We start from the raw sequence: 18,162 nt of genomic DNA on the forward strand, positions 1-18,162 counted from the left end.
AAGACGGAACCCGCGGGCCTTTGCCGTTAGTCAGTCCTGCTGTTCGAGGGCAAGCCGCGCATCTGCGAGTTCAAGCAGCTTATCCAGCATCCGGTCCACATCCGCTTCCACCGTGCGGTGGTTGACGATTGCCGCGCGCACGGCCTTGCGCCCCTGGATCAGGGTGGTGGATGGGGCTGCGACGCCGCTTTCATGCAGGTCCTTGACGATTTCCCCGTTGAAGTGGTCAAGGTCGTCCACCGGGGCAAGAACACGGAAACATACGATATTCAGCGTGACTGGAGCCAGCAGTTCCGTACGCGGGTTTTCTTCCACCCGGCGGGCAAGGTGGCGGGCGATGGCGCAGCATCCCGCCACCATTTCGCCCATCCGCTCTGCGCCGTAGGTACCCAGCGTCATCCAGACCTTCAGCGCCCGGAAACCGCGTGACAGGTCTGGGCCAAGGTCGCAGAACCATGGGCCATTCGTCGCAAGCCCCCTGTCCTCACGCGCGAGGTAGCTGCGTGATTGTGCGAAGGCCGCGGCCTGCAATGTAGGATCGCGGACCAGGATGCAGCCCGCATCGTACTGGACCTGTGCCCATTTATGGAAATCGAACGCGATGCTGTCCGCGCGTTCCATCCCGCGCAGCATCGGGCGCAGATCCGCAGACAGGGCCGCCAGTGCCCCGAATGCCCCATCGACATGAAACCACAGTTTTTCACGCGCCGTGATATCAGCCAGCATGTCCAGATCGTCGATGGAACCGGTATCCACCGTTCCGGCGGTGCCGATCACCATGAACGGTTCGTATCCGGCGTCGCGGTCACGCGCGATGGCATCTTCCAGTGCTGACAGGATCATGCGATTATTGTGATCCACCGGGATGATCCGCAGGGCGTCGGACCCCAGCCCTGTCAGGTCGAATGCCCGTGAAATGCAGCCATGTGCGCTGGCGGCGGCATATCCCGTCAGTTTCCGCGTGCCCACCCCGGCTTTGCGCATTGCCAGGCCGTCAGGCACGGCGCGGCTGGCGGTAATGACCGCGATCATGTTGGCCATGGACGAACCCGTCACCAGCAGGCCGGAACAGTCGGTGGGAAAGCCGCAGATCTGCGCGGCCCAGCGAATGACCTCGCGCTCCACCTCAATCGGGGCATGATCGCGACCACCACAATTCGCATTCAGCCCCCCGGCAAGCAGTTCCGACAGCATCCCGATCGCGGTGCCGCCACCATGGACCCACCCCATGAAACCCGGATGCACATTGCCGGTTGAATATGGGACGACCAGTTCCTGAAAGCGTGCATACAGGTCTTCGGGCGAGGATGGAGCATCTGGCAGGCCCGTACGCAGTTCCTGACGCAGGTCGGTGGGCATGGGTTGCCACACCGGTTGTTCACGCAGATGGCTGAGGCGATCGATCATGTCGTCCAGCATCCGGTGACCAAGCTGACGCAGCGCGTCCCAGTTGTCAGGGTCCAGTCCACTCATGATTCGTTCGTCCACCCTCTTGCGCAACAATAAATCGGATCAGGCACGCGCCATGAAACCGCACGTGTCATAGCCTTCCTGCGTCGCAACGGCGAGTGGCAAAAATACCTACTCTTCGATCCTTTGTCCCGCCCGGGGTTGCGGCTGTTTCGATGGGTCATGGCCTGCGGCACGACGGGCATAGTGTCGGGCAAGGGTCGCGCAGACGAAAAGCTGGATCTGGTGATAGATCATCAGGGGCAGGACAATGATGCCTACAACGGGGCCAGCAAACAGGACATTGGCCATGGGCACCCCCGAAGCCAGTGTTTTTTTCGAACCACAGAACACGATCGCCACCTCGTCACGGCGGCTGAACCCGAGCAGGCGGCTCCCGATGGTAGTCAACACCAGTACAGTGAACAGTATCAGGCTGTCCGCCACCATGATGCGCCCGATCTGTGCGGCCGGCACACGGTGCCACAACCCCTGCACCACCGCTTCGCTGAAGGCGGTGTAGACGACAATCAGGATTGAGGTCCGGTCCGTGATGGAAATCAGCTTCTTGTAACGATGGACCCATCCCCCGATCCATGGCTGCGCCATCTGCCCCAGCATGAAGGGAAGCAGGAGTTGCAGCATGATGGACGTGATCCCCCCTGGAGAGGATGCCGACTGGTGCATGACCAGCCCGGTCAGCACTGGGGTGATGAAAATGCCCAGGATGTTGGACATGGTGGCCGAACAGATCGCCGCCGCCACGTTCCCCTGCCCGATGGAGGTAAAGGCGATGGACGATTGTACTGTCGAAGGCAGGCAGCACAGGAACAGAAGCCCCGTCCACGTATCCGCATCAAGGAATGAGGGGAATACGCGGTGGAACCCCACCCCCAGCAGGGGAAAGACCGCGAAAGTGCAACCAAGGATCGCAAGATGGATGCGCCAGTTCGTCATACCGTCGAGAATGGCGCGTCGCGACAGTCGCGCGCCCTGAAAGAAGAACATGATCCCGATGACGATAATGGCCAGTATCTGGAAAAATTTTGTTTCGTTGCCTGTGCAGGGAAAAAAGGTTGCGATAAGGATCGTGGCAACCAGGCAAAGCAGGAACGTGTCGATCTTGCGGAACATGGGGTTTGAAACTTCTGATTGCAGGGGGATATCTGGCTTTGTACGTGCGGCCACCGATTGCATAATTAACGTATCCAAGCCAGTCTACGCATCACAATGAAGAAACTTCTTTTATCGCTTCTCCTTGGCGCATGTGCGCCGGTGATCGCCTTCCCTGCTGCCGGTGGCGCGTGGGCGACATCCCTGCCGGATGGCTGTGCGGTGTCTACCGCCACCAGCAGTCAGGCACATGGGGCCGACAGCATCGTCTCCCGCGGGTATGACCTGCGCCTGTCTGGGGAAAATGCCCATCAGGAACTGCGCGCTGGCGATATCACCGCAAGTGGTAGCGGGATGGATGCATCCGAATTGCATGATCTGGAGGATGCGGCATCCCTGGTAATGGTGGCGACCCTGACGGGGCATCATTCCGACCATTGCCCGAATTCCTATTTCCTGCAGGTTGTCGCCCCTGTCCTTGACGGGGTGCAGTCGGGCAAGAGTTATGACCTGGTATGGGATAACGGGGTCATGTCCACCGGTGCGACCCACCTGTCCTTTCGCCGTGCCCATCTGCGTCTGACCGGCGGGCGCACGCCCGATGCCCCTGCCGTCATGACGCTGGAGACGCAGGGGGTGAACATTGATGGCAGCAAGAACCACCTGCTGGAGGCGACCATGCCCCAGCAGGCCTTCGCCTCGGCTTCCATGCCGGCATCCTCGATCGTGCCGCTTGCCGCAGCCATCGTCGGACACCCGAGCGAAAGTGTCGCTGTGCCGGTGGAGTTAACCTCCATCAAGGCTGTACGTGACACGATGCAGATTTCAGGCAACGGCAAGGCAACCCTGACGGGCAATACCGATGCCTCCGCCGGGGAAGGTCATATTGCGGTGCAGCACCTTGATGATATCATCGCGACCCTGCGTGAGAGTGGACAGACAAAAGCCAGCGCCGCGTTGGTGCTGGCCAAGCTGTTCGGGCATCGTTCCGCGACTGGCACGTCATGGGACGTCAACTGGGATGCAGGTGTCCTGACGGTCAACCATATCCCCCTGCCCATCCACTGAATCTGTGTGCGATCAGGGGGATAACCTGATCGCCACGGGTGGGATATGACGGCCCGCACAACCTGCCCGATGGGCGCCACCTAGAGCAGATCCTGTTTGAATGCGTGCCTTCAAACAGGTGAAGATGCTCGTAAAAACCATAAACCGGAGCATTTTCACCGAACCGGTTTTCGGTGGATCTGCTCCAGATCAGGCACAAAGTATCCGGATGTTACCTTCGTCCTTTAATAAGGTGACGATTTCCCCGGCGTGTTTGGACGAAGGATTTGCTGAAAACTTTGTCCTGTCTGATGGGTGTATGTTGTTGAGCAATGGCAGCCGTCCGGCCTTCTTCAGGCCGGGGCGGCATCCGCCAGCGCATTCAGCGCACCAAGCACCTTGCGGGCCTGTGCGATACGCTGCACATTCGTCATTTCCCTGATAACCGCCAGCTTGTGATCAGGGCGCAGGCGCACTTTTGCGTCCTTTTGCTGTGCGATCCATGTGACCAGTCCTGCCGGGTTGACGAAGCTGTTATTGCGGAACTGGATCACCATGCCTTTTGGCCCGGCCTCCAGCCGTTCCACACCTGCCATGCGGCACATCCGCTTGAGTGCGACGACATCAAGCAGGTTGCGTACCTCATCGGGCAGGGTGCCGAACCGGTCAATCAGTTCTGCCTGCATCGCCTCGATCTCCGCATCGTTGGCAAGGGCCGAGATCCGGCGATACAGCCCAAGACGCACTGGCAGGTCGGGCACGTAGGTGTCGGGTATCAGTACGGGCAGGCCCAGGATGATGTTGGGGGTCCAGTCGCGATCCTCTGTCTTGCGACGGCCTTTTTCATGGCGGAGGTCCGCTACAGCATCTTCGAGCATCTGTTGGTAAAGCTCGATCCCGACCTCGCGGATATGTCCCGACTGCTCATCGCCAAGCAGGTTTCCCGCGCCGCGCAGGTCAAGGTCATGCGATGCCAGCGTAAAGCCCGCCCCCAACGTGTCGAGTGTCTGCATGACCTCCAGCCGCTTTTGCGCGGCAGCGGACAGGATGTGTGTCTGCGGCCATGTCAGGTACGCATATCCCCGCTGTTTGCCGCGTCCGACGCGCCCACGCAATTGATATAGTTGCCCCAGCCCGAACATGTCCGCACGATGGATGATCAGCGTGTTGACCGCAGGCATGTCCAGACCGCTTTCGACGATATTGGTGGACAGCAGGATATCGTATTTGCCATCGCTGAATTCGGTCATGACCCGTTCCAGTTCGGTCGGGGTCAGGCGGCCATGTGCCTGTACCATCCGCGCATCGGGCACGATTTCATGTAACCGCGTTGCCATGCGGTCCAGATCCTCGACACGGGGTACGACACAGAACACCTGCCCCCCACGGAACCGCTCACGCTGGATGGCCTCGCGAATGACGACGCTGTCGAATGGCATGATGAAGGTGCGCACCGCCAGGCGGTCGGTCGGTGGGGTGGCGATCAGGCTCATTTCCCGCACACCGGTCAACGCAAGTTGTAAGGTGCGCGGCAGCGGGGTGGCCGAGAGCGTCAGGACATGGACATCTTCACGCAGGGCCTTGAGCTTTTCCTTGTGCGCAACGCCGAAATGCTGTTCTTCATCCACGATCAGCAGGCCAAGATCCGTGAATTTCACCGTCTTGGCCAGCAGCGCATGCGTGCCGATGACAATATTGACCGTGCCATCCTCCAGCCCCTTGCGCACTGCGGTGGCGTCCTTGCCCGTGACCATGCGCGACAGTTGCGCCACCTTGATCGGCAGGTCGGCAAAACGGGCGGCGAACGTGCGGTAATGCTGTCGCGCCAGCAATGTGGTGGGCACGACAACCGCGACCTGCCCGCCCGACATCGCGGCGACAAAGGCCGCGCGCAATGCCACTTCCGTCTTGCCAAACCCGACATCGCCACATACCAGCCGGTCCATCGGGCGGCCCGACGCCATGTCATCAAGCACGTCGGCAATGGCGCGGGACTGATCCTCGGTCTCCACAAAGGGGAAGCCGGCGCAGAATTCGTCCCACAGCCCTTCGGCCGGGGTCAGCGCCGGGGCTTCGCGCAGGGCGCGTGCCGCGGCCGTACGGATCAGTTCACCCGCCATGTCGCGGATGCGCTGCTTCATCTTTGCCTTGCGCGACTGCCACGACACACCGCCAAGCTTGTCGAGCGCAACCCCCGTCTGTTCCGAGCCAAAACGGCTGAGCAGTTCGATATTCTCGACCGGCAGGAACAGCTTTTCATTTCCGTCGTAGATCAGGCGCAGACAGTCATGCGGCGCACTGCCCACGCCAATCGTCTCCAGCCCGTCATAGCGGCCGATGCCGTAATCCTGATGCACGACAAGGTCGCCTTCCGCGATTTCAGACGCTTCGGCAATGAACTGGTCGGCTTTCTTGCGGCGGCGCGGTGGGCGCGAAATCCGTTCGCCCAGAAGGTCCTGCTCGGACACGAACGCCATGTCTTCGGCCACGAAACCGCGTTCCAGCCCCAGTGTCAGCAATCCAACCGTGCCGGCCTTCATGCGTGACGCGTCGCGCCATGTCGCGAATGACTGCACCGGCAGATGATATTCGCGCAAAAGTACGCCCAGCCGTTCGGCAGAGCCACGGCTCCAGGCGGTGACAAAGGTGCGCCGTCCCGTCTGTGCCCATTCATTCATGCGCGCAGCCAGCATCGGAAAGACATTTTCGCGCATGCCGTCGGTTGCGGTCCGCGCGAACATCTGTCCCGGCCTGCCACCTGCATCAATGCCTGACGCACCATCGGGCTGTGCAAAGGGCATGAACACCATTGCCGGGTGTCCCGACAGCATGGCGTCCCATCCCTTGCGGTCAAGATACATCAGGTGGGACGGAAGTGCGCGGTAAGGCACTTCTCCTTCGCGGGGGGGCTGGCGGCGGGCTTCGAAATGATCGGTGATCATTTCCAGACGCGCGGCAAAGGCCTCTTCCGCCTGCTGCGCCAGTGAAATCGACACGCCGGGCAGATAGTCGACAAGGGTTTCCATATGTTCATGGAACAGCGCCAACCAGTGTTCCATGCCTGCATGCCGCCGCCCGTCAGAGACATGCTGGTACATCGGGTCTTCGGCTGCCGCAGGGCCAAACAGATCGCGCCAGCCGGTGCGAAAGCGCGAGATGCTGTCGGGATCGAGGCTGAAATCCGCCACGGGCCGCATGACCAGCGCGTTTTTTTGTGTCGTGGAGCGTTGGGTCGCGGGATCAAAGCCGCGAATATTTTCCACCTCGTCCCCGAACAGGTCAAGGCGTACGGGTTCGGCTTCACCGGCCGGGAAAATATCAAAAATCCCGCCGCGTGTCGCAAATTCACCCGGTTCCATCACCGTATCAGTGCGATTGTAGCCGTTTGCGACCAGAAGTTCGATCAGGAATTCCTGGTCCAGTGCCTCGCCCGTTGCGATGTTGAGCGATTGCCCTGCGAATGCGCGGCGTGGGGCGACGCGCTGGATCAGGCCATTGACCGTCGTCAACACGATGCGTGGGCGTGTCGGTTTTTCCAGCAGGCAGGTCAGGGTCGCGACACGTTCGGCAACGATGGCGGGATTGGGGGAAACCCGGTCATAAGGCAGGCAGTCCCATGCCGGAAAACGCAGGATTTCCGCATCGGGTGCAATAAAGGCAAGCTGTTCGCCAATCCGCGCCATTTCCGCGTCATCGCGCGCCACATGCAGCAGGGGGCCATCATGTTCGGACAGGCGACGGGCGAGGAGAAACGCGTCATACCCTTCCGGCACGCCCCAGATATGGGTCAGGCCGGATGTCTGTCGCGCGGCGCGGATCTCGTTCATTTGGGGCCTCGGATCGCGGCCAGGCGTTCGGGGTCGTTGGCATCGGCAAGGATGGCGCGCATCATGGGGGTGTCCACTTCCGCCGGAATGGGGCGTCGTCCGCTCAGCCAGTCGGCAAGGTCGGCATCAGGCAGGTCCATCACTTCCTCCAGCGCGTCAAGTTCCGCTTCGCTCATGCCTTCAAGGCGTGGGGCGACAAATCCCCCGATCAGCACATCTGTTTCATGTGTGCCGCGATGCATTGCGCGGTAATAGATACGCCGCCGGCGTGCATCAAGGCGTGACAGATCAGGATTATTGGTTTGCATTGCGTTCCACCCCGTTATGGTTGCGTTTTGTTCTGTAACGCATTTGTCCTATAGCCGTCCCCGGGCCGTATGTCAGCCCGGACGACCTGCATGCCAACCTGCCGGATGAACAGCCGCGTGTCACCCTGCCCCCCTGCCCCCTCCTCCCCGGACGCCATGCTTCTGGCCCCCCTGTTCGCCAGTGTGGGGACGTTGCCGGGTATTGGCCCATCGGTCGAACGCCTGATCGCGCGTGCGGCGCGGGGGGATCGCGTGATCGACCTGCTGTTTCATCTGCCTGATGGTCTGGTGGACCGGCGTTACCGCCCTCAGCTTGCTGTGGCGGAGGCGGGGCGCGTATGTACGTTCCATGCACGGGTGGTGCGGATCATCGCCCCCGAAAACAGCCGGGGCCGCAAGCCATGGCGGATTGTGGTTGGTGACGGGACGGGTCAGGCCGAACTGGTCTTCTTTTCCCCCTATCAGGCACAGCGGTTGCGGGTGGATATGCAGATATGCGTATCAGGCATGCTGGAGCGGTTCGGTGATCGGCTGAGCATGCCGCATCCCGATTACCTGGTAATGGGGGAACAGGAGAATACGATTCCCCTGCTTGATCCCGTATGGCCGTTGACGGGGGGACTCTTTCCCCGTCAGTTGCGCACCGCCCTGCAGGGGGCTTTTGCCCGTTTTCCGGATCTGCCTGAATGGCTGGATCCCGAAATGATGCGCAAACGCAAATGGCCGACGTTTGAGCAGGCTTTGCGCATCATGCACCGCCCGTCGGATTTCCCCGACCTGATGGAAGGGGAACGTTATGCCGCCGCCAGCGAACGCGCGCGCGCGCGCCTGTCTTATGACGAGTTACTGGCGATGCAGATCGCGATGGCGCGTGCGCGGATCGATAACCGCGACCGGCCTGGCCGGTCCATCATTGGCACAGGTGCGTTGCGTACGGTGGCCCTGTCGCGATTTGGTCATGAACCCACCACGGCACAGATCCGTGTGCTGGAGGAAATAGGCCGCGACCTGCGTGCCCCCCATCGCATGACGCGACTGCTGCAAGGCGATGTCGGGGCGGGCAAGACGCTGGTGGCGCTGCTGTCGATGCTCTGCGCCGTGGAGGCCGGACATCAGGCGGCGATGATGGCACCCACCGAAATCCTTGCGCGCCAGCATCTGGCGACCTTCCAGAAGCTTTCCCCCGTTCCCGTGGCGTTCCTGAGTGGCTCCGTCAAGGGGCGTGCGCGCAAGCAGGCGCTGGAGGCCATTCGCACCGGGGCGGCCCGCCTTGTCATCGGGACGCATGCGCTGTTTCAGGATAAGGTCGAATTCGCTGACCTCGCATTGGTCGTCATTGATGAACAGCATCGCTTTGGCGTGGCGCAGCGTATGATGCTTGGTGAAAAGGGCGATCGGACCGATGTGCTGGTCATGACCGCCACGCCCATTCCCCGTACCCTGCTGCTGACGCAGTGGGGGGATATGCAGGTCAGCCGCCTGGATGTGAAACCGGCGGGACGCAAGCCCATACGCACCTCGCTGCATGCCCTGTCGGCCATGCCGGAACTGGTGGCGGCCGTCCGCCGGGCGCTGGCGCGTGGGGCGCAGGTTTTCTGGGTCTGCCCTCTGGTATCCGAAAGCGAGGCACTCGACATCGCCGCGGCGGAGGCGCGTCATGCGATGCTGAAGGAGTATTTCGGCGATCTTGTAGGTCTGGCCCACGGGCAGCAGGATATCGCCGTGCGCGAAGAAGCGATCAGCGCCTTTGCCGAGGGGCAGACACGTATCCTGGTGGCCACCACGGTAATCGAGGTCGGGGTGGATATCCCGTCAGCCACGGTCATGATGATCGAGCATGCCGAACGTTTTGGTCTGGCGCAGCTGCATCAGCTTCGTGGTCGGGTGGGGCGTGGACAGGCAGACTCCTTCTGCCTGCTGCTGCATGATGGTCAGTTGGGGCAGACCGCGCGGCGGCGTCTGGCGTTGTTGCGTGATACGGAAGACGGGTTTGTCATCGCGGATGAAGATTTTCGAATCCGTGGTGGCGGCGATCTTGCGGGGCACCGTCAGTCGGGGCTGCCGGATTTCCGTATGGCAGCCGGTGTGCATGTGGAGCAGTTATTACGCGCCGCGGCGCAGGATGCACAACGCGTGGTGGACGGCACCGCACCAGCGGTGCACAGGCGCGACGCGGCGATTGCCATATTGCTTGAACTCTTCTCACGCACCGATGCGCAGCGGATCATGAAGGCAGGGTAAAATAAGACGGGGTGAAAATCCGGACCCAGAGCATTTCCACCGGAAACCGGTTCGGTAAAACTGCTCCAGCTTATTGTTTTTACGCGCATCTTCACCTGTTTGAAGGCACGCATTCAAACAGGATCTGCCCTAGCCCTTCAGGTCACATCCGGCCTCTACCATTTCGAGGAAGATTTCCGAAAACAGGCTCATCGGCCTGACCGAGCGTTCAAGACGGGCGCGCAGGATTGCCCCTTCCCACCCGATCCAGAAAAATTCGGCCCAGCGCTGGCAGATATGGCCACAGGCAGGAGAAGGTGTATCAAATGCTGCCGTCAGGCATGTGGCTACCCGGCATTCCCATCCCGCCAGCACGGCGCGCAGTTCCTGATGGAACGAAGTTGGCAGGATAGCCAGCTCCTGCCCCAGATTGCCGATCAGGCAGCCACGTGTGTAGTCGAAACGTATGATTCCCGTTTTTGCGTCCTCCACGAAATGGCGCAGACGCTGCACTGGGGGATAGGTGTCATCATCCAGCCACCGGGCGAGTTTCGCATCGAAATAACAGGCATATCCCCTGATGACCGCGATCCCAAAATCTTCCTTGTTTTCAAAGTAGTGGTAAAATGATCCCTTGGCGACACCTGCCCCGCGCAGGATATCGTCAAGGCCACTGGCACCGAATCCCTTTTCCGTCAGTGCGATGATTCCTGCCTGTATGAGTTGATGGCGGATGTCCTGCTGTTCGGAAATGTCCTTGGGGGGGCGTCCGCGCCCACGTACCTTATGGGGGGCGGGTGGTAGGGTCGTCGGGTTCATGTCAGGTATATTCCCTGCTTCTTATAAATGCTTGCTTGGCATGCGTCAGGCACATGCCAAGCACATGCCCATGGCCGAGATGGCGCGGGATGCGCGCACGTGACGCCTGATGCCATGGAAACGGCGCAGGGGCAGGCGGGTTCTGGTGGGGGCAGATGTCTTTGCGATCCCCTGCTTTGTCACAAAAATGTTTGAACGTGAAAAATGCTGTGGAATCCGGCCACCGGAATATGCTTTAGATATTGGTGATACCGATGCGATTCATGCTAGGGTCAAAGACAGGACAGAGAATGTTTCCCGGCGGCCCGCCTGAACTGCGGTCATGCCAGACAGGCAAAACTCTATTCTGCGAACAAAGCGTTTCCATATCGGCGGCTTCCCGTGACCGGGACCCGCCACCTAGACCTCGGGATTACGACCGTTGAGAAGTAACAGGACCGACCGCAGCTCCCGCTCCCCGCGCCGCGGCGGATTTGACGATGATTTCATGTCGGCACCGTCATTCAATGACCGCGCCAGCAGCCCTGCCGCCCCTCGTCGCCCCTTTGCCGGCAGCGGAGGCCCGCAGATCGTCGCATCCGGGCCGGAGATTGGTGCCACTGTCAAGTGGTTCAATAGCGAAAAGGGCTTCGGCTTTGTCGAGCTGTCGGATGGATCGGGCGATGTGTTCCTGCATGCAAATGCACTGAACCCCACCGGTTTCGAGACGGTTTCCCCCGGCAGCACGCTGGTCGTGCGCATTGGTCAGGGCCCGAAGGGCCGCCAGGTCGCCGCCGTGGTGTCCGTTGACGAAAGCACCGCGCAGCCGGAACGCCCCCGTGGTTTTGGTGGTGCACCGCGTGCTGGCGGTGGCGGGTTCGCCCGTTCTGGCCGTCCCGCCCCTGACCTGTCGCAGGCGCAGGACATGCGTGGCATTGTGAAGTGGTACAACGCCACGAAGGGCTTTGGCTTCATCACGCCGGAAAGTGGCGGCAAGGATATTTTCGTCCATGCATCCGCGCTGGAACGTTCCGGCCTGACCAGCCTGTCCGAAGGCCAGACGGCCAATGTGCAGGTGGTCGAAGGCCAGAAAGGCCCCGAAGCCGCTGCAATCAGCGTTGATTGAGTGTTGGATGGCATGATGTGAAAACATCATGCCGCCCGGCCATAAGGAAACAGGGCCTCCCATAACGGGACGCCCTGTTTTTTTATGTCGTGCTGTAACCGGTCAGATCAGTCTTCCCGCCCCTTGTTACGGATCAGGCGGGCTTTGTCACGTTGCCAGTCACGTTCGGCAATGGCATGCCGCTTATCCGCTTTCTTGCGTCCCTCTCCTATGCCAAGGGTCAGTTTGGCAAGACCGCGGCTATTGAAGTGGATATCCAGCGGAACAAGGGTCACGCCATTGCGTGCGCTTTCGCCAAGGAGGCGGTCAATCTGTTTGCCATGCAACAGCAGTTTGCGTGGCGCACGTGGTTCAAAGCGGGACAGGACCCCCCCCTGATATTCTGGGATATAGCTGTTGAACAGCCATAACTCCCCATTACGTTCGGCGGCGTAGGCCTCTGTAATGGTCGCACGTCCCATGCGCAGGCTTTTGACCTCTGGCCCTTTCAGGACCAGTCCTGCCTCCAGCGTTTCCAGAATCGTATAATTGAACCGGCCCTTGCGGTTCTGTGCTGCGATTCCCGTAGAAATCATCCCGCTGCCATTTTTCTGTTTCGCTGCCATGGGGTCAGTCCAGCAATCCTGCGGCGGACATGGCATCCTTGACACGTGCGCGGGATGCATCACTCAACGGGGCAAGCGGCAGGCGGCAGGTTTCCCCCATCAATCCCAGCACGCTGGCGGCGAATTTGACAGGGACGGGATTGCTTTCACAAAACAGGGCGTCATGTACCGGGAAAAGCCGGTTGTGCTTTTCCATGGCTTCCATCACCCGCCCGTCATTCCACGCGGCCTGGATTTCGGCGCATTGTGCCGGTGCGATGTTGGAAGTCACGCTGATGCAGCCATCACCGCCGGAAGCAAGGAACGCCACCGCCGTGCCATCTTCACCCGAAAGCTGGTTGAACGGCTTGCCCACCGTTTGTTGCGTCTGTAATGGGCGCAACAGGTTCGCCGTCGCATCCTTGACGCCAATGATGTTGGGATGCTTGGCTAGGCGTGCCATGGTTTCCACGGATACGTCGATCACGGAACGTCCGGGAATGTTATAGACGATGACCGGGATCGAGATCGCATCGGCAACCGCCATGAAATGACGGTACACTCCTTCCTGCGTGGGTTTGTTATAATATGGTGTCACCACCAGTACCGCAGCCGCACCGGCGGATTGCGCATGCAGGGCCATCTTGATGGCTTCGGCTGTGCTGTTGGATCCTGCTCCTGCCAGGACAGGGACGCGGCCATTGGCGGTCTTGATAGTGAATTCGACCACCTGCGCATGTTCATCGTGCGACAGGGTCGGGCTTTCCCCTGTCGTGCCCACGGGAACCAGTGCGGAGGTTCCCTGCTGTATCTGCCAGTCGATGAAACGCCCCATGGAGGGCAGGTCCAGCGACCCATCCTGGTTCATTGGCGTAATCAGGGCGGTAATGGAACCCTTGAACATGGTTGTTTCCACTTTGTTGGCAGGTCCTGTCCGCCCCGGCGTAAGGGCCAGGTTGAAAGATGAATGCGACAGGCCTGAATTTTGTCTCGGTTACGGGGCGGGGCATGGACCCGGCCTCTATGATCCCCTGATATGGGTATGGGGCGGGCGGATGGCAAAGCATCCGCGGGCGGGGCATGCTGTCATTTCATGACGGGCGTTCCGGTCCGGGCCGTATCCGCCGCGTCATGGTCCCTGTTCGCCTGATCCGTGGTCCTGCGGCGGAAGGGGGATGCGCGATAGACCCCCAGCAGGTCCACCTGCTCTGCAAAGAAAGACAGTTCGCGCAGTGCCGCCGCCAGGGCGGGGTCATGGGGATGCCCTTCCACGTCGAGCAGGAATTGCGTCGCCGCGAACGACCCGTCAAGCATGTAGCTTTCCAGGCGTGTCATGTTGATGCCATTGGTGGCAAAACCGCCCAGCACCTTATACAGCGCCCCGGGCTGGTTGCTGACGCGAAACAGCACCGTTGTCATGCATTCGGGCATGCGCGCGGGCAGGTCGGGGGGCGTGCGTGCCGCTATGTAGAAGCGCGTCGTGTTATGGGTTGCGTCCTCCACATTGCGACGCAGGATGACAAGCCCGTTCAGGTCAGCCGCCAGTGACGATGCGACGGCGACATCTTCCTTGCGGCCCCAGCCACGGACAAGTTCAGCAGCGCCGGCCGTATCGAATTCCACCACCGGCTTCAGGCCTGTTTCCTTTATCAGGCCCCGGATCTGCGCCATGGCGACGGGATGGGTATGGACGCGTTTCGCATCATGCAGGGTCGCGCCGGGGATTCCCATCAGGCAGTGTTCGATGCGCAGGAAATGTTCGCCAATGATGAACAGGTCGGATTGTGGCAGCAGGGCATGGATATCTGGCACCCGTCCCGCCAGGCTGTTTTCACAGGCCAGCATCGCGGCATCCGCGCCGCCTTCATGCACGGCGGCAATCGCCTCGGCAAAGGTTTCACACGGCAGGGTTGTCCAGCCCGGACGGGCCTGTCGGCAGGCAAGGTCGGAATAGGCGCCGAATGTGCCCTGGAATGCGATGATGCCCCCGGTCATGTGAGTGCCTGTGCCTGTGCCTGTGCCTGTGCCACGTGCATCGTGGCAGTCGCGGCGGCGCGTGCGCGTTCAAGGTCGGCAGGGGTGTCCACCCCGAATGGCGCATGCGCGATCCGTGCGCATCCGATCTGCATCCCCGCCTCCAGCGCGCGAAGCTGTTCAAGGCGTTCGCGGTGTTCCAACGGGGATTCCGGGTTGCTGACGAAATGCTGCAGGGCCGTGCGGCGATAGGCATAGATGCCGACATGGTGCCATAATGGCCCCTGCCCCCATGGAATCGCGACACGGGAAAAATACAGGGCGCGTGCCGTATCGGCGCCATCGGCAAAAGCACAGGCCACCTTCACCACCGAGTCAGCGGCGGCTTCGTCAGAGTCCTGCACGGGGGCCACCAGTGTTGCGATATCGGTGGCTGCCTCATGCAGTGGCAGCAGAACCTTGTGCAGGATATCGGGCATGACGCCGGGCAGGTCGCCTTGCAGGTTGATGACCGTGTCATGCCTGCCCTGCGGGTCAACCCGTTGCAATGCCTGCCATACCCGGTCGGAACCCGATGGCAGGTCTGGATCGGTCATTACGGGATGTCCCCCCGCTTGCTCCACGGCCTGCGCGACAGCGGCATCGCAGGCGGCGACGACCACCGGGCCGATTCCGGCCAGTGTGGCGCGTTCAAGGACGTGCGCAATCATCGGGCGTCCGGCGATATCCGCCAGTGGTTTTCCGGGCAGGCGTGATGACGCCATACGGGCCGGTATTATGACAATCGGGTTCATGAAATCTGGTTTTGGCCCATCGGTTCATCAAGGCGACACGAAACGTGCAAGCTTGTGGCTGCTTCACACAAGCGGCACGGCAGTTTAGGTAATGAAGCAAAGTCATGCAACCGCGCACGAAAGGCGTCTTTATTCATGAACAGCATGCGGGTTAACCAGGTGGGGGCAGCGTTCCTGATCGCAGCGGTGGCGTTTGGGGGCAGTTGGGGTATGGGCAACCTCCTCGTGCCACATCGCGCGGCAGCCCAGACGGCGGTTCCCATGCCGCAATCCACGCCCGATGACGGGCAGGACCCGCCGATCGAGACATTGCTGGCCCACGCGGATGCAGCCAAGGGACATGAGATCGCCGATCATCAGTGCGCGATGTGCCACAGCTTTGCCCCGCATGGGCCGTCCATCATCGGTCCCGACCTGTTTGGCGTTATGGGGACGCATATCGGTGATATTCCCGATTATGAATTTTCCGAAGCCCTGAGCGCGCACAAGAAGGACGTCTGGACCCCTGCCCTGCTGGCGGAATGGCTCAAGAAACCTGATGCCTTTGCCCCGGGCACCAAGATGGCCTTTCCTGGAATTACATCGGCAACAGACCGGGCCAACCTTGTCGCCTATATCCAGACCCTTGTCGAAGAGAAGAACTGATGTCGGACCCGCTGGCGCAAAAGACGCAGTTCCTTGCGGCGGCACAGGCGGCGGCCGATGTTGCCGCATGTATTGTGCGGCCGTTTTTCCGTGCGGGGGTTCGCGCCGATGACAAGGCCGACGCCAGCCCGGTGACGATTGCCGACCGTTCCGCCGAACGTGCGATCCGCGCCGTCATCGGCGAACGTCTGCCCCATCATGGGATCATGGGGGAGGAGTTCGGTACGGAACAGCCCGACGCGGCCTATCGCTGGGTGATTGACCCGGTTGACGGGACGCGTGCTTTCCTGACGGGGCGTCCCACCTTCGGTACCCTGATCGCGCTGCTGCATGATGGCGTGCCGGTACTGGGCATTATTGACCAGCCCATTACCGGTGAACGCTGGATCGGTGTGCGGGGGGAGGCAACGCGTTACGTCTCACGCCTTGCGGGACAGGCCGGGACACGCCTGTGCCCGTCACTGGCGCAGGCTGAACTGTCATGCACCGCGCCTGAAATCCTCGAAGGTGATTACCGCCCGCGGTGGGAGGCCCTGTCGCGGGCGGTCAAGCGCGTGAGCTGGGGGGGGGATTGTTACGCATATGGCCTGCTGGCGTTGGGACAGGTGGATATTATTGCCGAATGCACCATGAAACCATGGGATTGGGCCGCCCTTGTCCCTGTGGTCGAAGGTGCGGGCGGTCGCATGACGGACTGGGCCGGGCGCCCGCTCCGGCTTGATGGTGATGGCAGTGTCCTTGCCATCGGCAATCCCGCCCTTATGGACCAGGCATGTCGCCTTCTGGCGAAATAGTACGTTTTCCTGACTTCCCCGCCTCTTAATTCCCTGCCCTGCATCATTCCTCCCTAGCCATGCGTCAAGCAATCGGATAGGGCATCCCTTTGATCGAACAAGCGTGAGTACTCCACATGACTCATCCCTCCGTCGGCCACCTTTCCCTGTCCAAGGACAAGATTCGTATCCTGCTGCTTGAAGGCGTGCATGACAGTGCCGTGTCGCTTCTCAAGGAAAACGGGTATGAAAACGTAACCCGCCTCAAGACCGCGCTTGAAGGCGAAGCCCTGCGCAAGGCGCTGGAGGGGGTGCATATCGTCGGTATCCGGTCGCGCACGCAACTGACGCGAGAAGTGATCGAGAGTGCAGACCGCCTGATCGCCATTGGCTGCTTCTGCATCGGGACCAACCAGGTTGACCTTGTGGCCGCGCGTGAGGGGGGGATTCCCGTCTTTAATGCGCCATTCAGCAACACCCGCTCTGTCGCCGAACTGGTGATGGGCGAGATTGTCATGCTGATGCGCCGGATATTCCCCAAATCGGTGGAATGCCACGAAGGCGTATGGAAGAAGTCAGCAACGAACAGTTGGGAAGTGCGCGGCAAGACGCTGGGCATCGTGGGGTATGGGTCCATCGGTTCGCAGCTTTCCGTGCTGGCCGAGGCATTTGGCATGCGCGTATTCTATTATGACGTGATCGACAAACTGGTGCATGGCAATGCCCATCCTGTCGCCACGCTGGAGGAGCTGCTGGGACTGAGTGATGTCATCAGCCTGCATGTGCCCCAGACGCCGGAAACGGCGAACATGATTGGCGAGGCGCAGATCCGTGCGATGAAGCCGGGATCATTCCTGATCAACAATGCGCGCGGCAATGTTGTGGATCTCGCCGCGCTTGCCGCGGCGTTGAAGGATGGCCACCTGCTGGGTGCCGCGATCGATGTGTTCCCCAAGGAGCCAAAGGCTGCGGGCGAAAGCCTGGAAACACCGCTGCGTGGGCTGGATAATGTCATTCTGACGCCGCATATCGGGGGGTCAACCGCCGAGGCGCAGGAACGTATCGGTCAGGAAGTCGCACGCAAGCTTCTGGATTATTCCGACATTGGCTCCACACTGGGGGCCGTCAATTTTCCTACTGTGCAACTGCCGGAAAACCCGCACGGCACCCGTTTCATGCACGTCCATACCAACGCGCCGGGTGTGATGTTGCAGATTAACGAAATCTTCTCCCGCGAGGGCTGCAACGTCACGGCGCAGTATCTACAGACGGCGGGTGAATTGGGGTATGTTGTCGTAGAAGCCGATACCGGCAGGGATGTGGAAAAGGACAACCGCATCCTGGGCAAGCTGCGTGATCTCAAGGGTACGATCCGTGCGCGCCTGCTCTATCAGCAGCGCTGATTCTGAGTGAACCATATCGCATGAAAGGGGGGCACGTCATTGCGTGCCCCCTTTTTTAATACCGACATGTAGTGATCAGAAAATCATTTATTTCGTAAGGA

15 protein-coding genes are annotated in these 18,162 nt (G+C 60.7%); 6 read left to right on the top strand and 9 right to left on the bottom strand.

Translation table 11 applies throughout. The annotated features are described in order from the left end of the window. Positions 1 to 30: 30 nt before the first annotated feature. Together FYB92_RS09040 and FYB92_RS09045 are read right to left on the bottom strand one after the other, a co-directional pair. Positions 31 to 1,473, bottom strand: a complete 1,443-nt coding sequence (locus FYB92_RS09040; protein ID WP_003620054.1) for a pyridoxal-dependent decarboxylase — start codon at positions 1,471 to 1,473, stop codon at positions 31 to 33. Between the two features lie 108 nt (positions 1,474 to 1,581). Then, positions 1,582 to 2,583 carry a bile acid:sodium symporter family protein gene (locus FYB92_RS09045; protein WP_247066691.1) on the bottom strand — a complete coding sequence of 334 codons (1,002 nt, stop codon included), beginning with the start codon at positions 2,581 to 2,583 and terminating at the stop codon, positions 1,582 to 1,584. Positions 2,584 to 2,679: 96 nt separating this feature from the next. Between FYB92_RS09045 and FYB92_RS09050 the strand changes: the two genes are divergently transcribed. Beyond that, on the top strand, positions 2,680 to 3,630 hold the full coding sequence (locus FYB92_RS09050) for a hypothetical protein (protein ID WP_003620050.1): 951 nt from the start codon (positions 2,680 to 2,682) through the stop codon (positions 3,628 to 3,630). A 332-nt stretch (positions 3,631 to 3,962) separates the two neighbouring features. Here the strand turns inward: FYB92_RS09050 and mfd are convergent, their stop codons facing one another. Both mfd and FYB92_RS09060 read right to left on the bottom strand, forming a co-directional pair. Continuing rightward, the gene (mfd, locus tag FYB92_RS09055) at positions 3,963 to 7,436 is read right to left on the bottom strand and encodes a transcription-repair coupling factor (RefSeq protein ID WP_332828500.1); all 3,474 of its coding nucleotides are present in this window, start codon (positions 7,434 to 7,436) and stop codon (positions 3,963 to 3,965) included. Beyond that, positions 7,433 to 7,744, bottom strand: coding sequence for a succinate dehydrogenase assembly factor 2 (locus tag FYB92_RS09060; protein ID WP_003620044.1), 312 nt, complete (start codon positions 7,742 to 7,744; stop codon positions 7,433 to 7,435). The genes mfd and FYB92_RS09060 overlap by 4 nt, the downstream gene beginning before the upstream one ends. A 105-nt stretch (positions 7,745 to 7,849) precedes the next feature. On the opposite strand from FYB92_RS09060, the gene recG reads away from it, so the two are divergent. Next, positions 7,850 to 9,985 (top strand): ATP-dependent DNA helicase RecG, encoded by a 2,136-nt coding sequence (gene recG, locus FYB92_RS09065; protein ID WP_408902395.1) that lies wholly within the window; start codon positions 7,850 to 7,852, stop codon positions 9,983 to 9,985. Positions 9,986 to 10,114: 129 nt separating this feature from the next. Here the strand turns inward: recG and FYB92_RS09070 are convergent, their stop codons facing one another. Continuing rightward, positions 10,115 to 10,783 (bottom strand): TetR/AcrR family transcriptional regulator, encoded by a 669-nt coding sequence (locus FYB92_RS09070; protein WP_062808870.1) that lies wholly within the window; start codon positions 10,781 to 10,783, stop codon positions 10,115 to 10,117. A gap of 421 nt (positions 10,784 to 11,204) precedes the next feature. On the opposite strand from FYB92_RS09070, the gene FYB92_RS09075 reads away from it, so the two are divergent. Next, positions 11,205 to 11,888 (top strand): cold-shock protein, encoded by a 684-nt coding sequence (locus tag FYB92_RS09075; RefSeq protein ID WP_075596166.1) that lies wholly within the window; start codon positions 11,205 to 11,207, stop codon positions 11,886 to 11,888. A gap of 107 nt (positions 11,889 to 11,995) precedes the next feature. Here FYB92_RS09075 and smpB read toward each other — a convergent pair whose 3' ends face one another. The 4 genes from smpB to FYB92_RS09095 all read right to left on the bottom strand — a co-directional run bounded on the left by smpB (position 11,996) and on the right by FYB92_RS09095 (position 15,240). After that, on the bottom strand, positions 11,996 to 12,493 hold the full coding sequence (smpB, locus tag FYB92_RS09080) for an SsrA-binding protein SmpB (protein WP_003620036.1): 498 nt from the start codon (positions 12,491 to 12,493) through the stop codon (positions 11,996 to 11,998). A 4-nt stretch (positions 12,494 to 12,497) separates the two neighbouring features. After that, positions 12,498 to 13,388, bottom strand: coding sequence for a 4-hydroxy-tetrahydrodipicolinate synthase (gene dapA / locus FYB92_RS09085; RefSeq protein ID WP_175576248.1), 891 nt, complete (start codon positions 13,386 to 13,388; stop codon positions 12,498 to 12,500). A gap of 170 nt (positions 13,389 to 13,558) precedes the next feature. Then, on the bottom strand, positions 13,559 to 14,467 hold the full coding sequence (locus FYB92_RS09090; protein ID WP_003620034.1) for a prephenate dehydratase: 909 nt from the start codon (positions 14,465 to 14,467) through the stop codon (positions 13,559 to 13,561). Next, complete coding sequence (locus tag FYB92_RS09095) at positions 14,464 to 15,240, bottom strand: 3-deoxy-manno-octulosonate cytidylyltransferase (RefSeq protein WP_192263647.1); 777 nt, start codon at positions 15,238 to 15,240, stop codon at positions 14,464 to 14,466. The genes FYB92_RS09090 and FYB92_RS09095 overlap by 4 nt, the downstream gene beginning before the upstream one ends. A gap of 135 nt (positions 15,241 to 15,375) precedes the next feature. On the opposite strand from FYB92_RS09095, the gene FYB92_RS09100 reads away from it, so the two are divergent. From FYB92_RS09100 to serA, 3 genes are all read left to right on the top strand, one after another. Then, a complete protein-coding gene (locus FYB92_RS09100; protein ID WP_003620032.1) occupies positions 15,376 to 15,885 on the top strand; it encodes a cytochrome c family protein in 510 nt (169 codons plus the stop codon). Continuing rightward, entirely contained in the window at positions 15,885 to 16,679 is a 795-nt protein-coding gene (locus FYB92_RS09105; RefSeq protein WP_003620031.1) for an inositol monophosphatase family protein, read from the top strand. The genes FYB92_RS09100 and FYB92_RS09105 overlap by 1 nt, the downstream gene beginning before the upstream one ends. Positions 16,680 to 16,795: 116 nt before the next feature. Then, positions 16,796 to 18,061: a phosphoglycerate dehydrogenase gene (gene serA, locus FYB92_RS09110; protein WP_003620030.1), complete on the top strand. Its 1,266-nt coding sequence runs from the start codon at positions 16,796 to 16,798 to the stop codon at positions 18,059 to 18,061. Positions 18,062 to 18,162: the final 101 nt, after the last annotated feature.

The sequence above is a fragment of the Novacetimonas sp. GS1 genome, assembly GCF_036686925.1.
Taxonomy (GTDB): domain Bacteria; phylum Pseudomonadota; class Alphaproteobacteria; order Acetobacterales; family Acetobacteraceae; genus Novacetimonas; species Novacetimonas hansenii.